Annotated in this window: 22 protein-coding genes; 12 read left to right on the plus strand and 10 right to left on the minus strand. The window is 44.0% G+C overall.

Annotated features, from left to right (window positions below):
- The first annotated feature begins 73 nt into the window (after positions 1 to 73).
- Positions 74 to 658, plus strand: a complete 585-nt coding sequence (locus tag Q0C15_RS06255) for a class I SAM-dependent methyltransferase (RefSeq protein ID WP_297217419.1) — start codon at positions 74 to 76, stop codon at positions 656 to 658.
- 6 nt (positions 659 to 664) lie between these two features.
- On the opposite strand, the gene Q0C15_RS06260 is transcribed toward Q0C15_RS06255, so the two are convergent.
- From Q0C15_RS06260 to Q0C15_RS06270, 3 genes are all read right to left on the minus strand, one after another.
- Positions 665 to 814 carry a hypothetical protein gene (locus tag Q0C15_RS06260; protein ID WP_297217421.1) on the minus strand — a complete coding sequence of 50 codons (150 nt, stop codon included), beginning with the start codon at positions 812 to 814 and terminating at the stop codon, positions 665 to 667.
- A gap of 337 nt (positions 815 to 1,151) precedes the next feature.
- On the minus strand, positions 1,152 to 2,798 hold the full coding sequence (locus tag Q0C15_RS06265) for an NAD(P)-binding protein (protein WP_297217423.1): 1,647 nt from the start codon (positions 2,796 to 2,798) through the stop codon (positions 1,152 to 1,154).
- 6 nt (positions 2,799 to 2,804) lie between these two features.
- A complete protein-coding gene (locus Q0C15_RS06270) occupies positions 2,805 to 3,662 on the minus strand; it encodes an NAD(P)-dependent oxidoreductase (RefSeq protein ID WP_297217425.1) in 858 nt (285 codons plus the stop codon).
- Positions 3,663 to 3,757: 95 nt separating this feature from the next.
- Between Q0C15_RS06270 and Q0C15_RS06275 the strand changes: the two genes are divergently transcribed.
- From Q0C15_RS06275 to Q0C15_RS06290, 4 genes are read left to right on the plus strand one after another with little or no spacing between them, the layout of a single operon-like run.
- A complete protein-coding gene (locus Q0C15_RS06275) occupies positions 3,758 to 4,762 on the plus strand; it encodes a DNA double-strand break repair nuclease NurA (protein WP_297217427.1) in 1,005 nt (334 codons plus the stop codon).
- Positions 4,743 to 6,278, plus strand: a complete 1,536-nt coding sequence (locus Q0C15_RS06280; RefSeq protein ID WP_297217429.1) for an ATP-binding protein — start codon at positions 4,743 to 4,745, stop codon at positions 6,276 to 6,278. Before Q0C15_RS06275 ends, Q0C15_RS06280 begins: the two co-directional genes overlap by 20 nt.
- A gap of 6 nt (positions 6,279 to 6,284) precedes the next feature.
- Positions 6,285 to 7,427: an exonuclease SbcCD subunit D gene (locus Q0C15_RS06285; protein ID WP_297217431.1), complete on the plus strand. Its 1,143-nt coding sequence runs from the start codon at positions 6,285 to 6,287 to the stop codon at positions 7,425 to 7,427.
- Positions 7,399 to 10,089, plus strand: a complete 2,691-nt coding sequence (locus Q0C15_RS06290) for a DNA double-strand break repair ATPase Rad50 (RefSeq protein WP_297217433.1) — start codon at positions 7,399 to 7,401, stop codon at positions 10,087 to 10,089. The genes Q0C15_RS06285 and Q0C15_RS06290 overlap by 29 nt, the downstream gene beginning before the upstream one ends.
- A gap of 315 nt (positions 10,090 to 10,404) precedes the next feature.
- Here the strand turns inward: Q0C15_RS06290 and Q0C15_RS06295 are convergent, their stop codons facing one another.
- A complete protein-coding gene (locus Q0C15_RS06295; protein WP_297217435.1) occupies positions 10,405 to 10,848 on the minus strand; it encodes a hypothetical protein in 444 nt (147 codons plus the stop codon).
- A 447-nt stretch (positions 10,849 to 11,295) separates the two neighbouring features.
- Between Q0C15_RS06295 and Q0C15_RS06300 the strand changes: the two genes are divergently transcribed.
- Positions 11,296 to 12,987: an APC family permease gene (locus tag Q0C15_RS06300; RefSeq protein WP_297217437.1), complete on the plus strand. Its 1,692-nt coding sequence runs from the start codon at positions 11,296 to 11,298 to the stop codon at positions 12,985 to 12,987.
- A gap of 13 nt (positions 12,988 to 13,000) precedes the next feature.
- Here Q0C15_RS06300 and Q0C15_RS06305 read toward each other — a convergent pair whose 3' ends face one another.
- Complete coding sequence (locus Q0C15_RS06305) at positions 13,001 to 14,302, minus strand: MFS transporter (protein WP_297217439.1); 1,302 nt, start codon at positions 14,300 to 14,302, stop codon at positions 13,001 to 13,003.
- Positions 14,303 to 14,430: 128 nt separating this feature from the next.
- Between Q0C15_RS06305 and sdx the strand changes: the two genes are divergently transcribed.
- Complete coding sequence (sdx, locus tag Q0C15_RS06310; protein WP_110640154.1) at positions 14,431 to 14,766, plus strand: sulredoxin; 336 nt, start codon at positions 14,431 to 14,433, stop codon at positions 14,764 to 14,766.
- Positions 14,767 to 14,817: 51 nt separating this feature from the next.
- Here sdx and proC read toward each other — a convergent pair whose 3' ends face one another.
- Together proC and Q0C15_RS06320 are read right to left on the minus strand one after the other, a co-directional pair.
- Entirely contained in the window at positions 14,818 to 15,624 is an 807-nt protein-coding gene (proC, locus tag Q0C15_RS06315; RefSeq protein WP_297217440.1) for a pyrroline-5-carboxylate reductase, read from the minus strand.
- Between the two features lie 91 nt (positions 15,625 to 15,715).
- Entirely contained in the window at positions 15,716 to 17,563 is a 1,848-nt protein-coding gene (locus Q0C15_RS06320) for a glycoside hydrolase family 13 protein (protein WP_297217441.1), read from the minus strand.
- 82 nt (positions 17,564 to 17,645) lie between these two features.
- On the opposite strand from Q0C15_RS06320, the gene Q0C15_RS06325 reads away from it, so the two are divergent.
- Positions 17,646 to 18,905 (plus strand): MFS transporter, encoded by a 1,260-nt coding sequence (locus tag Q0C15_RS06325; RefSeq protein ID WP_297217442.1) that lies wholly within the window; start codon positions 17,646 to 17,648, stop codon positions 18,903 to 18,905.
- Here Q0C15_RS06325 and Q0C15_RS06330 read toward each other — a convergent pair.
- On the minus strand, positions 18,888 to 19,496 hold the full coding sequence (locus tag Q0C15_RS06330; RefSeq protein WP_297217443.1) for a sulfite oxidase-like oxidoreductase: 609 nt from the start codon (positions 19,494 to 19,496) through the stop codon (positions 18,888 to 18,890). The two genes, Q0C15_RS06325 and Q0C15_RS06330, sit on opposite strands and share 18 nt — an antisense overlap.
- A gap of 83 nt (positions 19,497 to 19,579) precedes the next feature.
- Between Q0C15_RS06330 and Q0C15_RS06335 the strand changes: the two genes are divergently transcribed.
- Together Q0C15_RS06335 and Q0C15_RS06340 are read left to right on the plus strand one after the other, a co-directional pair.
- Positions 19,580 to 19,948, plus strand: coding sequence for a cupin domain-containing protein (locus tag Q0C15_RS06335; RefSeq protein WP_297217445.1), 369 nt, complete (start codon positions 19,580 to 19,582; stop codon positions 19,946 to 19,948).
- A 33-nt stretch (positions 19,949 to 19,981) separates the two neighbouring features.
- The gene (locus Q0C15_RS06340; protein WP_297217447.1) at positions 19,982 to 21,037 is read left to right on the plus strand and encodes a TrmB family transcriptional regulator; all 1,056 of its coding nucleotides are present in this window, start codon (positions 19,982 to 19,984) and stop codon (positions 21,035 to 21,037) included.
- 191 nt (positions 21,038 to 21,228) lie between these two features.
- Here Q0C15_RS06340 and Q0C15_RS06345 read toward each other — a convergent pair whose 3' ends face one another.
- Positions 21,229 to 22,143 carry a pirin family protein gene (locus tag Q0C15_RS06345; protein WP_297217449.1) on the minus strand — a complete coding sequence of 305 codons (915 nt, stop codon included), beginning with the start codon at positions 22,141 to 22,143 and terminating at the stop codon, positions 21,229 to 21,231.
- A complete protein-coding gene (locus tag Q0C15_RS06350; protein ID WP_297217451.1) occupies positions 22,140 to 22,682 on the minus strand; it encodes a YceI family protein in 543 nt (180 codons plus the stop codon). Before Q0C15_RS06350 ends, Q0C15_RS06345 begins: the two co-directional genes overlap by 4 nt.
- A gap of 96 nt (positions 22,683 to 22,778) precedes the next feature.
- On the opposite strand from Q0C15_RS06350, the gene Q0C15_RS06355 reads away from it, so the two are divergent.
- Both Q0C15_RS06355 and Q0C15_RS06360 read left to right on the plus strand, forming a co-directional pair.
- Positions 22,779 to 23,132 carry a winged helix-turn-helix transcriptional regulator gene (locus tag Q0C15_RS06355; protein WP_367181986.1) on the plus strand — a complete coding sequence of 118 codons (354 nt, stop codon included), beginning with the start codon at positions 22,779 to 22,781 and terminating at the stop codon, positions 23,130 to 23,132.
- A gap of 87 nt (positions 23,133 to 23,219) precedes the next feature.
- A complete protein-coding gene (locus Q0C15_RS06360) occupies positions 23,220 to 24,335 on the plus strand; it encodes an ABC transporter ATP-binding protein (protein WP_110640146.1) in 1,116 nt (371 codons plus the stop codon).
- Positions 24,336 to 24,360: the final 25 nt, after the last annotated feature.

Below are 24,360 nucleotides of genomic sequence, written 5' to 3' on the forward strand. Positions count from 1 at the left end.
CCGGCCAAGTCTGGCAATAACCATATAAAAGAACCGGTAAAAAGCTTATGCATAGGTTTTGATATGGATATGCATGGATCTTTACAAGGAAGGCGAAGAGAGATTCGGGTTTTTATCTTCCCATTTCTATGGTATAATATCGAACCATTTCCTCCGCGACCTGTACATGCTCATCGTGGAAGATATAGGTAAATATAATCCATCCACTATTCTTGATGTTGGCTGTGGAACTGGATCAGCCGATTATTTCATAGCTTCCAATTATCCAAACATCAGCATAGACTGCATCGACCCTTCGCCTTACATGATAAGCATTGCAAAGAAGAAGCTCTCCAGATTTGATGGGAGGGTAAACCTGCAGCTGGGAAGCAGCAGATCGATACCGTTCGACAGGAAATACGACTTCATTTTCACGTCGATATCGTTCCATCACTGGAAATGCAGGGAGGACGGCCTAAGGAACATGGCAAAATACGCAAATGAAAAGGGCGTCGTGGCTGTATACGAATACTACAGACCAAATCTAAGGAGCTTTCACAAGGCTGCCGGCAAACATGCACTGACCATGGACGAGGTTCAGGCGATAAACCTGGATGGCTTCAGGAAAACGTTCGAGATAAAGGGAGAAATGATGAGGATATTATTTCAGAAGATATGATCTGATCTATTTTTTGCCTGTCGCAAGCATCTTGGAGCAAACCTTGGTTCCAAAATCATTCTTCGTGCACAACACACCGCCAGATATCTTGCTTATTGAGAATGTGGTTATAGGAAAGTAGGGGTTGGGGGAAGCAGTAAAGCTCTCTTCGGACATTAGATACACGGACTTCACTCAATAAAAATATTCATAAATTGTCTTCCCATATTTTTGTATCCCCACGATAATCAAGTGGCAGAATACTTGAGTAAAAACACTGAGATCCTAATACACGCCTGGAGATATCACGATACAGGGCTTGTCTGGATGTCCGGAAAGGCAGATGTCCCTTCAATGAAAGGAAGATCCGATGCTTTAGCTTAGGAGTAGCTCACCGCAGTAATTCTGGTTAATATACAAGGACGTCAGTCCTTATGAGACATATCATCCATATTTATGATCTCATTTTCTGTTGCATATTCCGGTCCCAGATGGATGTATGGCGTGCAATCGATCATAGATATTCGTTTTCAAACGCAGAAATATGATTGTTGAATGCCTCTATTCCAGAAAGCATCGCCCTGTATATATCGTACTGATTGCGATCATGAAGGCTTATATCATAATGATCAGACGAATCTACAACCGTGATGCCGTATTTTTCCGCAAGTTCTAGGTAGCCTTTCCTTCTTGCCCTGTCGAGGCCATTCAGGCTGTATCTGGAAATGTATACTTTGCTGTGTCTTGCATACTTCAATGCAAGGTCATGATACTTGTACACGTTTGAATCTATCCAGATCTCGTCCTTTTCTTCAATATCAGGATATTTTACGTCAGGGAGACAGTACAAACCTCGACCACTGTATTTTTCTCCAGTTCTTATTTCTACACCATATCTCCTAAGAGCATCCGCATAGTAATTGATGAGCCTTCCAAACTCATGTCTTTTGCTCTCATCGAATATCTCATTTATCTGACCGCCTATACGGTCTTCCTTTTCATACAGCGTGACCCTTAGCCCGGACTTTGCTGCATAGAGAGAGGCTTCAAGGCCTTTAACGCCAGCCCCAACTATTGCGATGTCTCCTCTATATCTTTTGACGGGCCTTGGCACCACGAAGTATGGATTCACTGTACAACGGACCTCTCCATAGGCCAGATTTCTGCATCCCTGATTGCACCTTATGCACGGCCTTATGCCGCCAGAGCCGCTCAAAACCTTGAACGGGAGATACGGATCAGCGAGCAGCCCCCTTCCGATTGAGGCAAAATCAGCGATGGAAAGTACATGCTCTATATCCTCTTCCGAGGTTATGGAACCAGCAACCATGAGCGTCTTCGCAGTTCTATGGCGGATCTTCTTAAGGATATGCGTATGGGGTGAATAGAATGATGCGGATGATCCGGGCGGATCGTTGTTGCCGGCAGATATGTGCACGTAGTCTACGTTCTTCAGGGACTCTGCAATCTTAGCGCCGTAATCTGGCCCATAGCCGTCTTCTTCATCCTCATAGAGGCTTATCCTGATGCCCACGGGAATACTGACCTGAGTTCTGACTGCGTCTATGACCTCCTGCGCAAATCTTATCCGGTTTTCGAAAGATCCGCCGTATCTGTCCTTTCTTCTGTTCCACCAAGGTGATAGAAACTCGTCAACCAGGTATCCATGGGCACCGTGGATCTCTATGCCGTCGAATCCTGATCTTTCTGCTATGACTGCGGCCTTCTCATATGCGGAGATAACGCCTTCTATATCGGATAGATCCATTTCACGCGCAGCCGGATCAAACTGCGTCTTTGAGGGTGCAAGCTTGTATTCATTTATGGAACCTATGGCCTTTGCACCTGCATGGACAAGCTGCACAAAGATCTTAGATCCATGGGCATGAATTCGTTCCGTTAACCTGGAGAACTTAGGTATCTGCCTCTCATCATACATGCCCATCTGGTTTCTTGAACCTATGCCAGACCTCCTGTCCACATAGGTGTATTCCGTTATTATGAGACCTGCACCGCCCTTGGCCCTTTCCTCAAGGTATGATATATGGCCCTCATTCGTATTTCCATCGGGGGAGGCCATATTGGATATCATCGGGGACATGACGATCCTGTTCCTTATCAGTAAGTCTCCGATGTGCCCCGGATCGGACGCTGATGCCAAACCCTCTCACCTCAGCGCTCTGTATATCGCCGCTATATCCTCCTCGCCATGACCGGTGATCTCGAGATAGCGAAAGAGCTGAAGAGCGAGCGAGGCCATCGGCAGTGGTATAGTATTCCTGGCCGCCAGTTTTCCAACAATTTCCAGATCCTTAAGCATGTTCTTCACGGAAAATTGAACAGAATAATCCTCAGATATCATCTTTGGAACCTTCAACTCTGAGGTTGGAGATCTTGCGCTTGAGTATTTAACGAGCACGTCGCTTATGATGTCATCGGGTATACCGCTTCGCTTCCCGAACCTTACGGCCTCTGCCAGCGCGGCCATATAGGAACCTAAAAACAGATTGTTCACAAGCTTCGCATAGAGTCCTGCACCATTTTCTCCCATATACACTATGCTGTTTGCGGTGCTTGATAAAATTTCACGGATCTCATCAAATCCAGATCTGTCGCCGCCCACAAGTACAACGAGATTTTTTCTCTCAACTGCTATGGATGTTCCGATCACCGGAGCATCATACATCTTCCCGCCGTTATCCTCTATTCTTTTCGCTATTTCAATGGATGTTTCAGGTGAGATCGTCGACATGTCCACGAATACCCTGCCCTTTGATACTGAGATAACGTTAGAATAAACCTGAGATACAGATTCGTCATCATAAAGCATCGTTATTATGACATCGTTATCCTTCACCGCGGATACCACGTCTGGATAGTATGTCACGTTAAGACGCCCTGCCGTATCCCTTGCCTTTTCGACTGTTCTGTCGTATACTCCGTGCAGTTTTCCTGATCCGGCTAGATTCGCGGCTATCCTTGAACCCATAACGCCAAGACCTATGATAAGAACTTTGCGCTGCATATCCTCTCAATCCATTCATGATATACTAAAATTATTGTTTGCGCGCTGTTAATTTTCGCTTAAAGTTAAATAGATATTACGTTTACTTGTATCGCATGAGCTTTGATTCTGATTCCTTCTCACAGTATAAGGAATATTTGAGGCAGAATTCGGGCCGGATAAGGGATGCCATGGTTATGCCCAACGATTCTCCTCTGAGAGACATCTACAGGGATCCATTCAGAAACCATTATGAGGATCTTCCTTCACAGACTATCGATGTGCAGGACCTTAAGATATCGGCAACGGACAGCAGTGAATTCTCAAGGGAGCTGTATAGTGGGCCTTTCTTCATACTCGTCCGTGCGTATTCAAAGGTTCAAGGCAGGGTCTACGTCGATTTCAGATCCTCGATAGCCTCTGTCACGCCAGAAGAGGTCAAGAAGGAAACAATAGTGATGATGGAATCATCCGAACACCGATCGCTGTTGAAACTGGTTGAAGCTGAGTCACCGGATATATCATTCGTTGACGGCTCGCTGATGGGAAGGCTTGCTAGGTGTCAGGATTACCAGACCTCACTCAACGGTGATGACGATTACTGCATCGTCCTCCGCAAGCTCCTTGAAACCGCCACGAAGAAGACAACGCTGGTGTTCGTATCGAAATCGACGAGATCGCGGATACTCAGGGATACCCTTCTGAGCGAGGTCGATCAGAGTACGGTCACGGAAGCTGAGAGAAACAGCTGGCACTTCGATCATTACATAATAAAATCGATGGCAGAGAAACCTGGATACGTGAAGCCCATAGATGTGCGTATGAACATTGGCAACGCCGCATTCGACATCAAGGTATCGGATCTGCTCCCCCGTGTTGAGGATGTACCCATAAGGTTCGAGGTCATCGGTGGCACTGTACCGTTCGAAGAGGTGCTCAAGGTCATGATATATGGTTATACCGGCTATAAAGTCTATAATCTATGGCTATCTGATATAGACAACATGGTCAAGTTCAGGAAAAATGAGGTGGAGAACGTATACCTGAAGGAATTCGAGAGGGTGGTTGGAATTCCATTTTACGAAACCAGAGGTGAAAGACGTGCAAGAATCAGAATATGAAATTGGATACACCGTTGGAGATAACAGATCCGAATCATTTACGTTCGTGGTGAATCCGGAGATACAGATAAAGAAGTGGGAGTATGTATACATAAGGGCCTATGAGGATATAGTACTTGGGAGGGTTGATGACCTGGTTTCGAAGAGCGATCTGCTCAACGACCGCATAGATTTCAACAGCGTCAGGAAATACTCTGAGAACAGGATGAACGAGAATGTCGACATATGCATCGTGCGGATCATAGGAAGCGTCAGGGACGGAAAGATAGCGAGATCAAGATACCTCATAAGGCCTGGACAGCCTGTTTACAAGGCAAAAAAGGAGATTCTCGAGAGCATACTGAAGTTCGATGATGACAGATCACTCTTCCTCGGGCATCTGGCGGATCAGCCGGACGTCAGGGTATTTGCAAATATAAACGGACTGAGGAGGCATCTGGCCATCATAGCACAAACCGGCGCAGGAAAGAGCCATACGGCAGGTGTGATAATGGAAGAACTGCTGAAGAAGGGTGCATCCATAATTGTTCTGGATCCCCATGCAGACTACGTGCTCATGAAGAACAGCCAGAACCCTGTCTATAGGGACAACATTAAAGTATTTCGGACGCCAATGAGTACGGGCCGGTATACAGACAGGCTTGGAAAGGTCGATGATTTCACCATAAGATTCCAGGATCTGAACTACGAAGAGGTCTGTGAAATAATGGGCATACATGAAAACTATGTGCAGCAGTCGAACGTGGTTAAGAAGATCATGGAGGATCTCAAAGGAAGAAAGGACGTGGATGAATTCATAGAGAAGAGCGACAGCATAGATCTGGAACACCGCATCGCACCGAGGATAAAGTACCTTAAAAGGATAAAGAGCATATTCGGGAACAGGACAACTGATATAGGCGAATATCTTGCACCTGCACGCATGAGCGTCATAGACCTCTCTGGGCTGGATCAGGGCCTGGCCAATTACTTCGCATATAGGGTCATAAGCCAGGTTTACGATGCAAAGACCACCGGTTCCTTCGAATATCCAGTTTTTCTCTTCATTGAGGAGGCCCACAATTTTGCACCACCAGAGAAAAATAGAGGAAACGGCGCTTCGAGGCTCCTGTATGATCTGGTAAAGAAGATCGCAGCTGAAGGCCGAAAGTTCGGTATATTCCTTGCAATAATAACACAGAGGCCAGGTAAGATAGATCAGGACGTGCTCAGCCAGTGCAACTCGCAGATAATATTGAGGATAACGAATCCTGTTGATCAGAAGGCCATACTTGAGAGCAGCGAGAACATGAGTGCCTCGCTTATGGAAGATCTCCCTTCCCTTGATATAGGTGAAGCCATAATAATTGGGGAGATAGTGAAGATGCCGACAATAGCAAAGATAAGGCAGAGGGAGACAGAGGAGGGCGGAGTGGATGTCGAGATAACCGAGATGCTCAGGAAAGCCAGGGAGGAGGCTGCGAAACAGAGGGATCCCTCAACCCTGATCGAGAGGACGAGAAAACTCGTTGAGTGATGATCCATGCCCAGATTCATGCATTTTTCAGATACGCATATAGGATACAGATCACTGGTTATTGAGGAGAGGGAGCAGGACTTCTACGACGCGTTCCATGAGGCCATAGATATAGCGTTGGAAAACAGTGTGGATTTTGTGATACATACCGGCGATCTTTTCGACACTTGGATACCGGGGAACAGGGCTATCAAGGAGTTCAGGAACGGCATAATGAAGCTGAATGCAAAGAATATACCGTTCTTCTCCATATTCGGAGACCATGATCGCCCGAGGCGCAATGGAGAACCTGCAGCTGGCATATTCGATTTTCTTGGCGTTCACGCCATGGGACGCGATCAGTTCGAATACACTGTTAGAAGATTCAGCGGTGAGGATGTGCTTATAGGCGGCATATCGAACATGAAGGGCTACATGAAGCCCAGGCTCATGGAAGAGTACAGAAAGGCAGACAGCGTAGAAGAGGGGTATAAAAATCGCGTAATCATGTCGCATCAGGCCATAGATCCTTTCTTCGTACCGGAACAGTGCGAGGCAAAGCTGAACGATCTGCCGCTGAAATCTTCCTATATAGCCATGGGGCATCTCCACGACTTCATGGAGCGCAGGGCCGGCCCACTGATATCCTACGCAGGATCAACTGAGATCAAGAGCGAGAATGAGATCAATGGCTTCCGGAAACAGGGTAAGAGCGTCAACATAGTTGATATCAGTAACGGGGATGCTGATCTCACGCGCATAAGGCTAAAGAGCGTGAGGCCGCAGCTGAAGGTTCAAAGCGATGCCGAAAGTTACATAGAAGATATAAGAAGATCAATATCTTCGATGAAAAACGATGGAAATGAAAAGAAACCTATGATCAGTTTGGAAATACATGGTGATATCTCGATGGAAACCGTGATGCAGGAGATATCGCAGTTTGACAACGTTATATTTTCAAGACCGAAAATAAAAAAGGATGCAACGATACCAACAATAAGGACTGAGAGTGCCGATCTCAAGGATTATTTTTCAGCTTATCTTAAGGATGAGAGGCTGGCGGACCTTGCAATCAAGATAATGAAGCATACGAAGAGTAGTGATCTTGAGGGTATAATGAAGGAGATAGAGGTGCTTTATATTGATAATAGACAGGATACGCCTGACTAATTTCCTCTCGCATGAAGACAGCGAGATATACTTCGATACAGGCGTGAACGTGATCGTTGGCCATAATGGAGCCGGGAAATCCAGCATTGTAGATGCAATCAGGTTTGCTCTCTTCGGGGACAGGAGGACAAAAAAGATTGAAGATATGATAAGGAAAGGGGCAAAGAATCTTGAGGTTGAGATGGAATTCCGGCATGCCGGCCACACCTATATCATCAGGAGATCGATAACCAGAAGATCCAAGAATCCGGAAAGCAACGCCATTGTACTCGTGGATGGATATCCCATTGCTCAATCTGTCAAGGACGCCAACGATTACATCGAAAAGAATATAATGATAAGGGGAAAGGACGTCTTCCTCAATTCCGTCTTCTCAAAGCAGGGCGAGATGGATGAGCTCATATCTGGTGATCCGGCCAAGAGAAAGCAGCTCCTCGATGAGATACTTGAGATAGACGTGCTGGAGGAAACCTATGACCTTCTCAGACAGGTGATCGCCCAGATGGAGGGCAGTATTACTAACCTTGATTACCTGATTTCAGAGAATCAATCTGATGAGGCCAACGTTGGAAGATACAGGGAAGAGATATCGACCATGGAGAAGAGGAAGGCAGAGGAACTGGCAATAATTGAGGATCTCCAGAAAGATAGAGATGCTGCAAACGATGAGTACGCAAAACTCAACAAAGAACTGATAGAGCTTGATACTAAAATAAAGGCTATGAAAAGCGATCTTCAAAATGCAGAAGAATACGAGAAGAAACTTGCAGAAATAGAAAGAATGCTTGATGAGATATCAGTCTATACAGGCAAGTATGAAAACATCGTTTCTTCAGCTGTCTTCCAGAACAGAGACAGGATCAGATCCTACTGGATAGACAAGGCGCAGATCATTGAAAATAAAAAGGTAATGAAGCGTATTGATGATCAGATAAAGAAGTACGAGGAAAATTTCAGCAGATACAGAGACCTTGAGCCATATCATCTGGAGTACGAGAAAAAGCAGGCCAGACTGGAGGAGATAAAGAAGGAGATCGAAAAATTAAGGGAGACCCATAGCAGATACGAATCGATCAGGATAGATCTAGAAAAGAAGAAAAAAAATCTGGAGCAAAACAGAAAGAGGTTGGATGATCTCCGTACAGAGATATCCAGCAGAATCGGGCGTTCATTTGTCAGCGCGATGGAACTCGATTCCATATACCAAGAAATGAGAAGGGAGATCGACGAGGCTTCTAACAAGAAGAGTTCACTAGTGACCGGATTGAGCCTCTCAAAGCAGAAGATAAAGGAAATAAGCAGAAATATGGAGCTTCTTAAGGGACAGAAAGTATGCCCGGTATGCGGAACAGATCTTGGGGAGAAAAGATCGGAGGATCTCTACGATCACTACGCTGAAGATCTCAGGAAAGAGAAGGATCAGATCGAGGGAATAGAAGATCAAATTAAGAAACTTGGAGACCGAATGGACGGACTCAGAAGACTTGAAGAATATTTGGGAGGCGGAAAAATCGGGGAATACTCCTCACTTGAGAAGCAGATCGATGACTTGAATTCACAGATCGCCGATGATGTAAAAGCGATGGAAGATCTAGAGGAAGAAAACAAGAGATACCTTCAGCTCGATGAAGAATACCGATCGATCGATATTGCAGAACTCAGGAACAGAGACAATGAGTGGCTAAGTGCAAAGGCCATTATTGAGAATATTGGAGACATTGATTCCCTCAGGAAAGAGAGAGATGATATGCTTGAAAGGAACGCGGAAATTGAGGAAAGGATGGGATCCGTGGAACGGGAATTCCCGGACATCAATTCCTATACGCCGTCCAATCTGAGCAAGCTGGAGCAGGAGGCTAAGAATCTGGAAGCTGAGGTGAGAAAGGCCGAGGATCTGAAAAAACAGAAAAATGAACTTGAGATAAGGATATTGGATCTCAGATCAAGGGCCTCCGGCGTGGATGAGGCAGAAAGGAAGAGAGAGGATCTTTCCCTGAGGGTGAAGGAGGCCGAGGAAAAGGTCAAGCGATTCGATGAGAAAATTGCTGATTCTAAGAAAACTATCTACAGCCTCGGATCGAGAATTGAGACAGTGAACAGAACAATCACTGAAACGGAAGCAAAAATATCCAGCAGGAATAGGCAGATAGATCAGATGAAGAGGACCGCCAAGGCCATAGAGGATGTTAAGAAGATAAGAGAGGCATTTGGAAAAAATGGTGTTCCAGCAATGATAAGGCAGAACGTCTCAGATTACCTGACTTCTAGGACCAGAGATTATCTCTCAAGTTTCGAGCTAGACTTTGACGATATATCCATCGATCAGGATTTCAATGTAACCGTGTACAGGGGAGGGGTGCCAGAGGGCATAGATTCACTTAGCGGTGGCGAGAAGACAGCTGTGGCTTTCGCCATAAGGGTTGCCGTAGCTCAGTTCCTCAATACGGATCTCAGTTTGCTGATACTTGACGAGCCTACCGCATTTCTGGACGAAGAGAGGAGGAATAGTCTTTCCAATATTATCGAATACACGCTAAAGGACGCATCGGTGATACCTCAGGTGATAATAATATCGCACCACAGGGAATTATTATCCACTGCAAATGTCGCAATAGAAGTCAAAAAAGTAAATGGACGATCAGTTGTGATCAATGCAGATTAGATCCAGATAATCCGATGCATCGTCATGATTTATGCCCTAAAAAGTTCACGTCATAAAATCTTCTCTACATGTTGTCTGCAAGTATACTTGCAGGAAAGTGCCTAGCTTTGGCGAGGGCTATATCTTATATAGTTAGATCGCAGGCATCACATTGGTGTATGCGATCCGAACAGCTTCAGATCTTGCTTTACTGCATCTTGAACTTATCTTATATGACAAAACAGAAACTATATTAATAAGCTTTTTTCTTTGAACCCCGCACATCTTATCACCAGATATCTGAGTTTTATCTTATCTTTTCGAACCCAGACTTTTCTATAGAGCAACAGCGAATATTATGGTGACCATGAATGCCACGATCATGTATATCATATACCATCCAATGGAACTATTCATGAATTTTCTTGAAAATACCATGCACGATTTCCTGTATCCAGCTGCGATAAGATTCATTGCAAGCCAGAAGACATCTATTACAGATACGGTATGATTATCTGCCCCCGTCCTTGTTCTGAGTATGCGCCTTAACATGAGGCGTATGTTGTTGGCATAGGCGAATGACGTATATTCACTTGTAATTTCTCTTCCACTATTCCACGTGTCTGCGATCCTTGTGTTTGGTTTTCTGAAGACCGCATAGCCGGCAAGTGAAAATACTGCGATCAGTGATATTATATAGTCTGGACTGACAAGACCAAAATCGGCAGCAGAAAATTTGGATTCTATTATCAATCCATTAAATACAAGGACTGATGGCACTCCGCCTCTGAAAGTTATCGGTACGAGATACACGGATATTATGAATATCGTGAAATAGGACGCCTGTAACTATTGTTGCGACACCAAAAGGTATCAGGAATATGGCAGAGAATATCCCTCTTCCTCTGAAAGGTTTTGAAAGTAATGACGCAACCATGAAGGCAACGGTGAATTGAAGGAGAAGAGCTGATGCAATGACTACGAACATATTTAACTTCTTCAAAAACTGTCGATTTGTCATGCCTGAGAATGCAAAATTCTACAGGCTCTAGGCGATATTATGAATTTCTCTATATTTGCTATTTTTATAACTAAAATTTTTAATATATTTCATATTATTTACAGCAGAAACATACTAATATAAATGGCATATTTCTATATCTGAACAGTTGTATGAATTAGCAATTAACGCGAAATTTTATATATTGATAAAATCATATTCATTGTATGGGAGAACAAAGTGGCCCAATTCAGGATACAAATATATCCTATGTGGAAAATGAGGATAGAAAATTGAGAAAAGCCCTATCCACATGGGATCTGCTGATGCTGAGCGTCGGCGGAATAATAGGTTCAGGATGGTTGTTCGCGGCCTATGCTGCCTCTATACTCTCAGGGCCAGCGTCTATATTGGCCTGGGTACTTGGTGGTATAATCGTGATATTCATAGCACTTGTATACGCTGAACTAGGTTCAATGATACCAAGGTCCGGAGCGATCGTAAGGTATGGTCATCTGTCCCATGGAAGTTTCGCTGGATTTCTATTCGGATGGGCTTACTTCCTCAGCGCAGTGTCAGTTCCAGCCATAGAAGCGGAGGCTGTTGTCACATACGCAGCCAGTTATGTTACCAAGCCTGCACTAATTGCCAACGGCATAATGACAGGCGTTGGGACGCTTATAGCAATGATTCTCATGATCGCCTTCTTCTTCCTAAATTACGCAGGCGTACATATAATGGGTAAAACCAACCAAGGCCTGACCTGGGTCAAGGTGATAATACCGGTATTGACCATACTCGTGCTTATATTCGTACACTTCAACCCCTCAGAGATAATTCCAAGCAATGGCTTTATGCCCTACGGATGGGCGCCTGTATTCGGAGCAATATCAAGTACCGGAATAGTCTTCTCGTATTTTGGGTTCAGGCAGGCCATCGACTATGGCGGAGAGGCAAAAAACCCGCAGAGATCCATACCAATAGCCACCATAGGATCGGTTCTGATAGGCATGGCCATATATTCCCTGCTGCAGGTAGTCTTCGTCGGCGGGATAGACTGGTCGAAGGTTGGCCTCATACCCGGCCAGTGGTCTCAGCTTTCAAAACTAGCTACAGCTAGCAATGCCGCCACGGCCTATCCATATGCCTACGATCTAATGAATGCGCCATTTGCTACCGTGGCACTCTCCGCAGGACTCGTATGGCTGACATACACGCTGTACGCAAGTGCATACATTGCCCCATCCGGAACGCTGAATGTTTACATGGGAACATCCGCAAGAACTCTTTACGGCATGGCCGTCAATGGGCATCTTCCAAAGACATTCGCTAAGATAGAGGAGAGGAACAGGATACCGCTGATTCCGCTCATAACCACACTCCTCGTCGGTTTTCTGTTCTTCTTGCCATTTCCAAGCTGGTACAAGATGGTTGGCTTCATAAGCGGTGCAACGGTATTTACATACATAGTTGGTGGAGCCGCACTGATGAACTTCAGAAAGCAGGCTCCTGAGCTCAAGAGACCGTTCAGGCTGCCAGCCGCTTCTGTTATGGCACCTATAGCGTTCGTGCTCGCCACGGAAGCTGTGTACTGGACAGGCTGGCCCACAACGCTCTATCTGGCCATTGGTATATTTGCCGGCCTGGTTCTTTACGCTGTTCTTGCTGCTCTGCATGCCATAGATCAGAGTTTCAACAGTACAAATATCAAAGCGGGACTCTGGGTTCCTGTATTCATAGTAGTTCTTACAGTGCTTTCATACCTTGGTGAATACGGCGGTATAGCAGTCATTAAGTTTCCACTGGATCTCATAGTTGTGGCAATCGTAAGCGCCATTTTCTATGTGTGGGCTATAAGGAGCGGAATAAAAACTGAAGAAATTGCTGCGATGATCGCCAATGAGGATCAATATGTGTGAAAAATACAAAAATTTATAATTTTATATTTGAAAGATCCGTTCCCCTTGTTTCTTTAGAGAGCGCTGCGGACATCAGTATGAAGATTTCTCCTATGATGATGAATATGCCCCACCAGACATAGAAATCCCTGGAGGTAAAAGTGACGATCAGAAGAAGAAAGACCGTACTCCAATTCCCCAGTATGAATCCTCCATTGAATCCGATGCCAGTTCCTGTGCTCCTTATCTCTGTTGGAAACTTCTCCGATAGATAGGATGGTATTACCCCGTATACGCCCGTTGTAACAAACGCGATTGTGCTTGCAAAGACGAGCGCGCCTATGAATCCAAGATAATGGTTCATGATCATGTATGTCAGCGGTATCGACAGCACTATGCCGAGAGCCGCAAAAATCATCATGGTGAGCCTTCTTCCTATCATATCGCTGGCATATCCAGATATCATGTATCCGATGAGCGATACGAGTATGGCGGTTATAACAACGTACAGGAAGTGTGGGAACTTTATGAACGCATGCACGGACAGTATAGTTGGGAAAAACCCGAGGGTTAGGCCGTAGACCCATGCTATGCCCGTCATTGCGAGAGCGCCCAGAATTATGTTGTATGCCGCCATGGGGTTAATAGACGTCCTCTTCCCTTCTCTTTTCTTCCTGATGGTTTCCTCCCAGAGCGCGGACTCCGGCATCCTTATCCTTATGATAAGGCCTATGACTGCCGGTATCAAACCTATCCAGAACATCCATCTCCATCCAATCACTGAGAACGCCGATCCAGGAAAGACATAATGCAGATAGAGGAATATTGAAGCTGCCAGCGTATATCCAATAGGATAACCGCTCTGTACTGCTGCACCCCATATGCCTCTTCTGCCTGCATTCACCGATTCCATGATTATAGAGGATCCGTTGCCATATTCTCCGCCAGCAAAGATACCGGTTATGGCACGGAATAGGAAGAGCAGGATGGGCGCTGCTACGCCTATAGAAGCGTATACTGGAAGAAAACCAGTTGCAAACGTAATGAGTCCAAGACCAAGAAGCGTAATGAACATCGTGTTCTTCCTGCCTATTCTGTCTCCAAGCCTTCCGAAGATGAAACCACCCACTGGCCTGAAGACGAAGGTTGTGGTGTATATGCTCCATGTTCCCACTATTGCGAGACCGTAATCCGCCGGGAAGAAAAGATCTGCAAGTACTGGAACAAGCAGAAACATCATGCTCAGGTTGAATGCGTCCATTATCCATCCAACGAGGGCGCCAGGATAAACCGACCAGACGTTCATTTTTCTTGTTGATACCGATGAATATTCCATGAAAGGCTGATGATTGTGGGGAAAATAAAATTTGTTTCTAATATATTATGCATTTCAACTCTATTCTTGAATTGATATTACCAGATAATCAATATCAAAATTTTTCTATGGGGTGACGATTAACCAGCATGGTCTGGAAAAAGACTGTTTCAGTCAAAGCTCTTGATAACGCGGGCGGCCATATGGCTGTCAACGTTGACGGGAATATCGTGTTCATAGCAAGGGGTAAAGACGGCCTGCATGGCCTCAACGCAGTCTGCACCCACGCAAAGTGCATACTCGGGATATTTGAAGAGGATACTATGACAGTGAAATGTCCATGCCACAACGCCAGATTCGACCTAAACAGTGGAAAGATGATTGAGCCTCCATTCGTTGCACCTAATGCACCTATGGACAAACTCGGACTTAAAGTCTACAATGTAAGGGAAAATGGAGGTTTTCTTGAAGTGGATGTAGATTAATCATAAACATCATATAAAAATCCATAAATATGAATCGATATCGATCAGATATCATTTTTCTGCCTCTTCTGGGAAGAGATCCTTTGATATCTTTCTGGCCTTCATCGTGGACGATTCTATCGCCTTCATTATTGAGGTTCTGATCTTACCATTCTCAAGTTCGTATATACCATCTATCGTTACGCCACCGGGCGTTATGACCTTCTCCTTTATAGCCGAAGGATGGTCTCCGCTCACTGCCAGGAGCTTGGCAGAACCCATGACGGTCTGATATGAGGCTTTCAGGGCTATGCTTCTCGGCAGGCCAACCTTGAGACCGCCGTACATCATGGCCTCTATTATTGTGAGGATGTATGCCGGACCGCTGCCACTAAGCGCAGTCAAAGCGTCCATGTACTTTTCGTCTACCTGATCTGTCTCTCCAAATACGCCGAGTACACGTCTCACCAGAGAGATCTTTTCCTCATCTGTTTCCGCTGTGCAGAATGGAGTATAACCTGCGTTCACCTCAGCGGCTATGTTTGTCATCGATCTGACTATGAAGGAATCAGGAAGCAGTCCGCTTATGACCCTTATGGGCACCGCGGCAGCCATTGAGATGACTATCTTTCCACTGAGGAACTTCGATAATTTTCTGACCTCAGCGATGAGATCAGCGGGCTTGAGCGTCAGTATGGATATCTCAGATGATCGCACTGCGTAAATATTGTCCGATGTAACCTCTATGCCGTAGCCAACGAGCGCCTTATTCAGATCCGGCCTCCTCCTAGTCGCTATAACATGATAACCCGCTTTGGCTAAGGAGACTGATATTGCTGACCCTATTGTACCTGCCCCTATCACAGATATGGTTTCCAATTGGTTACCTCATCGTGGCCAATAAAGGTAGGATTATTAAATCTTTTCGAATATTTCTGTCATAATGTCCATCACATAAGTATATCATTCCTCATTTGCTGCTGACCAGATAGAAGTCCCAGGGCGATGTCTTCTGAACGTTGCGCTTCACCTTCAACAGCGCATCATCTGGAAATTTCATTCTGTCGTCTCTGGCTATGTGGATGGATACGGAATGTTCTGCCTTAATCTTTGTTATCTTAAATGAAACCTCATCTTCAGATATCGCTATCACGCCGGCCGAACCAAGATTGAAGCGCTTCCTTATCTGTCCAAGATTCACGAAGAAGTCATGCATGTCCTCATCGATCGAATCCCATGGGAAACATCTTCTGTCATCCGGATCCTTGCCTCCATCTAGACCAACCTCGTCACCGTAATATATGGTTGCTATGCCATCAAATAGATAGAGTATGGTATATGCAAGCTTCACCTTACTTTTATCACCGTGAAGTATCCTTAGAATCCTCGGAGTATCGTGAGAATCAAGAACATTCATCATTATCTGCTGTTTGTCGAGTCCATTCACCAGAATCATACGCTGAATTCTATCATAGAACTCGTCCAGAGTGATCTTTTCCATTATGAAATCTATGATGCTTCCTCCCAGAAAGTAGTTGGTGTAGCTTATCCATGAGTCTCCATTAAGGAAGTAGGTTGGCAGGCACCAGGCCTCACATACATGAATCTTATCCTTTCCAATCTCCTGCATCGTTTCCCTGAAAAATTCGCTATATATTGAATGAGCAACATCATAGCGAAACCCGTCTACGCCGAATTCATATATGTAATGTTTCATAACGTCGAGACAGTAACGCCTTACTTCTGGGTTCCTGTGGTTAAGTTTCGGCATTCCCCCATAGCCCATGAAGGTCTCATATGCTGGGAACTTTCCATTCTTTCCCCTTCCATTGAATGCTTCGAAGCTATCCCTGTGAAATATATACCAGTTGTAATAACGTGAGCTTTTCCCATTTTTAAGGACATCCCTAAATGCTGGAAAATTTGTGGATGTATGATTGAACACCATGTCCAGTATTATCCTTATACCGTTAGCGTGCGAGTCCTGAACAAGATTCTTCAGATCGGCCTCTCCACCGAGAAGATCGTCAACTGCATAATAATCATCTACATCGTACCTGTGATTCGATCTGCTCTTGAAAATCGGATTCAGATATATGTGATCCACGCCGAGATCGCTAATATAAGGTATCTTCTCCCTGATACCTTCCAGATTACCGCCGAAGAATGAATCTCTGGAAGGCCTGGTTCCCCACCTGGATAGCCCCGGAACCTCTTGCCCTGATCGGTAGAAGCGATCTGGGAATATGTGGTACATTATCTTTGTCCTTCCATCAGAGTTCACTCTTGAAGAGGCATGGAAAAACCCCTCTTCTGGATATCTTACTCCATCTATCACAAAGGCGTAACCCGCAACGCCAGCCATGACAAATTCCACCACATCAAATGTGTCCTGCGATGATCGCCTTGCGAATATCTTCTTGATGCTGGATTCGGTGAGAATATCGATCGAGACCGCAGATCGCGGTACAGCAACCCTGATGTCCATTATCCTTCCATCCAATATGGAGGCGAACTGTGAAAACTCAGGATTATGGTATGCCGAATTCAACCATATAGATATATGAAACTTGCCGGATTTTGCCCCAGCGCATCTAAAGTAGCGATACTGATCTATCGCGATTCTGAATTCGTATCTGCCCGGAATTATTCCCTCAATTCTGTTCGCCCTTCCCGCATTCTGATCCAATACGATGCTCCCTTCTCCGTTGCAGTTGAATGTACCCTCGACGTAGAGAGTCTTTGCTTTTATACCTGATGCATCAATCTCAAGTACCCTGAAGAAAGGATCAGATCCTTTGACAGCTGTGCTGATCATCTCAGAATATACCACTTACTGGAATATAATAATGATCAATGATCTCATAATGTTTTATATTCTGCCCATGATACCATCGGTGATGGTAGTACATATTAAGAGAGGGCACTTCCTCCGCCGCTACCTTCTAGGCTATGGAAGCGCTGAGCAGAGGGTTATGGATCTATCTATCGGAGACGGAGCCTTGTGGTCCATATACAGCTCAATCACCTCTCCTTATATTGTACCTTTGGCCATACTGATGCTTGGTTCATCAGCACCAGTTGGTTTCATAACTGGGCTTCCCGTTATATCGGTTCCGTTCTCTCAGATAGCTGCCTATAGAATTCTAAAAAAGATAGATGACCTGAAAACTGTGACGATCTTCACTACATTCCTTGATAGAATTCCATGGCTCTTCATAGCCATTCTCATCTTCATTCACACACAGTACTTTCTCTATATGCTTCTGGGGTTGCTAATAATGAGGAGCTTTTTTTCCTCCCTTTCTGGAACGACATGGATGCTCTGGATACCAGGCATGATAGGCGAAAGTAAAAGGGATACTTATTTTTCAACGAGGAATATGGTCATGAAGGGTTTCGGCATAGTTGGCTATCTTATTGCGATATCGGTATTCCTCCTTGTCAATGGCTATAAGACCGACTATTTCATCATATTTCTTGTGTCCTTCGTATTCTCTGCCCTTTCAATAAACATCATGAGAAATATCCCTGGGGCAAAAGTCAGGGATGTTTACAAGACTGCATCTAAAAATTCCACCGAAATTGAGTTCCTTCTCATAATAGCACTTCTATCAGTAATCGGGTTCGCCTATTATTTTTCCCAGCCATACATCGCACTCTATCTGCTTGGAAGGCCTTATCTCGATATAGGATCAACATTCTACACGGTTGTCCTGATAGCAAGTGGGATAGTTTATATAGGGTCTCAGAGAATTGGGAAGATCATGGCCACGCGCACAGGATATGCATCTTCTATGGCAATAACGCTTCTATTCCTATCAACTCTCTTTGCCGTCCTGTATTTCATCCGAACGCAGACATTGATAATACTTGTCGTTATATTTCTATCTTTACCTTTTTCTATTTATTCACTGATATCATTCAATATGACCGTGAGCAGATCGTCAGGAGAGAACAGAGTGAGGAGGACATCATATTACACCATAGCAAACAGCCTAGCGCTTTCAGCTGGGCCAATAGCCGGAAATATAATGTACGACGAAACGAAAAGCATTCACCTGATATTTCTGATCTCGGCTGTTATGATGGCACTGGCAATTTTAATCTCCATCTATCTCCTAAAATTTGGAGAAGAAAGATCATTCAGATCTCCTTGAATTCCGTCTTATGCTTTTCCATGAGAATCCTTTGAACCTTTCCTCAGCTTCTACCCTTCCAACCTCATGATATCCATACTGCTCCCAGTATCCATCTCTGTAGTCTTCTATCAATTCTATCAAAGTGAGCCATTTGGCGCTTTTCCAACCATAGAGATCCGGAATGAATGGCCTCGCCGGATAGCCATTTTCCTTTTTTAAATAGGAACCGTTCATCCTTATGGCTATCAGAGATCTTTCGGAGAGGGCGTATTCAATAGGGACTGGTGTTGAATATCCATCAGCTGACCAGAACATAACCCATTTTGCCTTCTGATCAGGTATACTGTCCATAATCAGGTGTGAAAGTGAAGGGCCCTCCCAGACTACGTCCTTTATGGACCACTTCGTGACACAGTTGAAATCAGCAGTATATTTTATATGCGGCATCTTTTCAAGTTCATCAAAGCTGTAGCATTTTTTCGATCTGACAAGGCCATCAATGCAAAGCCTCCATTTGTTGATGTCTATTTCTGGCTCTCCGAGAGCATCGTAAATGATGAAGTTTGATATGTATCTCTGGCCGGGGTTTTCGACAGTTATTCTATCCACGTGTTACCATATTCAACGTATATATAGCCTTAATTTATGATTGTGCTGGACAATCTATATATAATGATGCTTGATCATATTATATGGAGAAAGCTATAAAGAGTTCTGGTTTTGTGCACCATTCAACCGATGTTGAAGGGCAACTTATGGATGGCGGTGCATCAATAAGATGGCTGATCACGCACAGGGATGGCGCTGAGAATTATTCCATGAGACTGATAACTGTGGAGAAGGGTAAATCCACGCCTCATCACCATCATGATTACGAGCATGAGATATACATCATTTCTGGAAAGGTGAGAGTGACCCTCGGCGACTCTACGTACATCGCAAAGGCTGATGATTTCATTTTCATACCGCCGAACGTGGAACATGGTATGGACGCAGAGGAAGATACGAGGATGATCTGTGTCGTACCAATCAAAGCTGCAAAAATGATACTTGGTGAATAAAAAAATATTAATTTGTAGATATAATATGCATTTATGGATGAAGAGGAAGATGCATTTTCATATCTGTCAAAACTTGGTCTGACTCCATATGAGATAAAGGTTTACAAGACTTTGCTGATATATGGCCCTAACAGCGCAACGGAGACTGCGAAATTATCTAAGGTGCCACAACCCAGAGTATATGATATATTCGAAAGCCTAGAATCAAAGGGTGCTGTAGAAGTCAGCCCCGGAAAAAAGAAGGTTTACAGGGCTGTACCCATCGATAATTTCATAGATCGAAAGCTCATAGAAATAAGGGATTACAAAAAGAGGATTGAAAGTTATATAGAACAGCAGAAAAAATTCAAGGAGAACAATCCCTATCTCTGGATGATAAAAAATAATTTTCAAATAAGAGAAAAGATGAAGGATGTTATCTCAGAGGCTGAGAATGAAATAATAGCTTCACTTAATTATGAGAATCTGAGATACCTTAAGAAATATTTTATCGAGGCTGCGAAGAAAGGGGTGACCGTTGTCATTGTCGCCTTTCCCGATGCTGAAATCGACTTCCTAAGAACGCTGCCGGATGATATTGTCATTAGAATAAGGAGGGGAGCTGCATCGCAGGTGATGATAGCGGATAGAAAGCACGGGATAATAAATGTTGAAAGCACTGAGGATTCCGAGGGATATGCACTTTATTTTGATGAAAACGAGCTGATCCACATACTGAATTACTATTACTATCATACTATATGGGGCCCTTCAGATACATTTCACGACTTTCCTGTGAGACGGGATATGAAATTTTCAACCGCCTGGCTGAGCTGTGAAGCAATAAACTCGTTTCTAAAGAGGTCTTACAACATCTCAGCAGAGGTTAGCGGATACAGTGCCACCGGACCAGTGAAAATAGAGGGTAACATAACGGGAATCGATCTTGTTCCTGGATTCAAACATACCTTCTTCATAAAGGACAATGAGAGAGTTTATTCGGTAGGTGGGAAAACCGCTCGCATGGAAGACATAAAACTAGATACGTTGATAATGAACGTATGGATCCAAGGCAGGCAGTCTATTCCGCAGGGCAATGATATGGCGTAGAAGCATTATCATAAATAGAAGAAATTCTATTTTAAATTATGCCGAGGCCAATTGTTTTTTAAATATGTGAAGATGATAATAGAATGGACTTTTCTTGAGAAGATATTGTCTGATTCCTAGCGGCACGCATATCAAGGCAAAGTATCAGTGCACTACTGAAAATAAATATCCTTGAATCATAATGTATCCAGTTACTGCATCATTGGATTTTTATTCTTTACGAAATTTCCTTCCTGAAGCTCTTTGAGGGCGTTTATTATTTCTTCTCTTGTGTTCATCACGATAGGTCCATACCAGGCTATAGGTTCATTTAGTGGTCTCCCAGCAAGCAATATTATCCTGGAATCGGCCAGTGCCTCAAGGCTAACATTTGAACCTTCTCTTGAAAGCACCACTACATTTTTTTCACTGAACTGTGAAGTATTGATCCTTATATTACCGTCAATAATTGCCAGGATGCCGCGGTATCCTTCTGGAATTGAGAGATCGGATTTGGCACCAGCTTCCATAATTATTTCAATATAATATGGATCTATCTTTTTTACCATATCGTATTGAAAATTCTCGTTCAATGCTCCATTAACTCCATTGACGTTGCCTGCCACGATCCTTATCCTGTTTCCATAATCATCCGTTATATGAGGTATCTGATCAGGCTTTATGGAACGATAAGATGGATCTATCATCTTTGAGGATGATGGCAAATTAAGCCAGAGCTGTATGCCCTTGTTTGAATTATCTCTGGTAGCGTATCTTGCCTCCTCACCGTAATATATGGGTTTTGGCATTTCTTCGTGGAATATCCCGCTTCCTGCAGTCATCCACTGGAATTCTCCTGGTCCTATGACACCCTTATGACCTTCGCTGTCTTCGTGTAATGTCTTTCCTGCCATCTGGTATGTTATGGTTTCAATACCTCTATGTGGATGCCATGGAAATCCATTATCATAGTCCTCCCTCCTTTCTGAACCGAATATATCCATAAGAAGAAATGGATCCGTTATTTGTGCCGTTCTCTGAGATCCAAACATTCTTCTTAGTTTTACACCAGCACCATCGTATGTCACCGAACCCTCAAAGAGGTATTCAGGAATTTTTGAGATCATTTCTGATTCACTTCTACCATTTCCAGAGCAATTTCTATCTTGACTGTATCCCCAACCATGACGCCACCGTTATCGAGCACCATGTTCCATGTAAGGCCAAATTCTCTGCGGTTTATTGAAGCTGTCGCTGAGAAACCAAATCTCTGATTGCCGTATGGATCCTTCAGAATGCCCCCGAGTTCTCCATCGAAGGCAACTTCCTTTGTCACGCCCTTTATTGTCAAATTCCCGTGAACCTTATAGCTCTCATCAGAGATCTTCTCAATCTTTGTGGATTCAAATGTAATAAAGGGATACTTTGATACCTCGAAAAAGTTAGATGACCTGAGATCTTCATCCCTGCCGTTATCGCCAGTAAATACGCTTGCCACATCTATCTTGGCTGTCGCTCTGCCAGCTTCAAGCTTGTCCGGATCCCCATTGTATGTTATATCGTATTTCTTGAAGCTTCCTCTTACCCTAGATATCATCATATGCCGAACCACAAACTCTACGTTAGAATGCGCTAAATCCGCTGTCCATATTTTCAGTACTTCCATTTTTTCACCTACTATTTTTTCTTAAGTTGATATAGAATAAATATTTATATATTTTAAATAACTCCATCTATAGTAACTGTACTTGAGTTAATAAAGGTGGACGAATTGAATAAGGGAGAGACGTGCCCCATAGTGGAGGCCATAAGGGAAGTCGGAAACGAAAACGATCTGCTGGTTATAAGATTCCTGTCGGAAGAAAGTCTTGGTTTCAACGACATTCTGAGAAAGGCAGAGAATATGAGCCCTAAGACGCTTTCAACTACGCTAAAGAGACTGCAGCAAAAAGGGATAATAGAGAGGAGGATCATCTCCACCCAACCGTTCCGCGTTATGTATTCCCTGACACAGAAAGGGATGGATCTGCGTACCGTACTGAATGATCTCAAGATATGGGGCTCAAAGTGGCTAACTACAGCTGATATGTATCCCCTGACGAGCGATCAGAGATGACCTGCAGACATTACCTGACGCATATTACCACTGATAGAGGCATAAAGTACAAAAGTTTAAATTATATGTAAAGACTACAGTATCATCATGACCGTAGTACGGCTCGAGCATATAACCAGAGATTTTGGAAAGAGTTCACCTAATGGTCCAGATGCCGGTCTCTTTGATATTAATTTGACGATAAACAATGGAGAATTCTTTGTCATTCTCGGGCCAAGTGGTTCTGGTAAAACCACTCTGTTGAGGATAATAGCCGGTCTTGAGAAGGTAGATTCTGGCCACATATTTCTTGACGAATACGAGATAACCGATTTTCCGCCAAAAGATCGTGATATGGCTATGGTTTTCCAGAATTATGCCCTGTATCCATTTATGACCGTTTATGACAATATAGCATTCCCCCTCAAGATACAGAAGATTAGTAAACAGGAGATAGACGAACGAGTCAGGGAAGTTGCGAAACTTCTGGATATTGAGGGTATTCTGAACATGAAACCTGGACAGATATCAGGTGGGCAGAGGCAAAGGGTCGCTCTGGGAAGGGCGATTATCAGAAGGCCAGCCGTATTTCTCATGGACGAACCGCTGTCTAACCTTGATGCCAAGTTACGCGGTACGATGAGGGTAGAACTGAAGAAACTTCATGAACAGCTAGGCATAACAACCATCTATGTGACGCATGACCAGATAGAGGCAATGACTCTTGCCGACAGAGTAGCCGTTATTAACAGAGGACATCTCATACAGGTTGGTAGCCCAATGGATGTTTATGATTCTCCAGCCAATACGTTCATAGCTGGCTTTGTTGGTGATCCTCCTATCAATTTCATAGATGGTGTGATCACCCATGAAAACCAGGATAAGATACTCAAGATCAATGAGTTTCAGCTGGATGTGGGGCAGGATTTCCCAGAAAACGTTGTGGATGTCATAGTTGGTATAAGACCGGAGGATATTGGAGAAGGAAATGAAGGGTTCACTGCTGAACTTGAAGCCATACAGCCACTAGGAAGAAGGCGCCTTGAATACTATATCCTAAGAAATTCAAATACAAGAATAGTAAGGGCCACCTCATCTCTACAGGAACGCAGGATAGGTGAAATGGTTAAGCTGATACCATTGAACAACAGAATACTGATCTTCGATAAAGATTCAGGGAAACTTCTATGGAATGGAAAGAGGATAAATGTTGCTCAAGCTTGATATTGCTGTAAAATCACTATATATA

The organism is Thermoplasma sp. (assembly GCF_023256435.1).
In the GTDB taxonomy this organism is placed as follows: Archaea; Thermoplasmatota; Thermoplasmata; order Thermoplasmatales; family Thermoplasmataceae; genus Thermoplasma.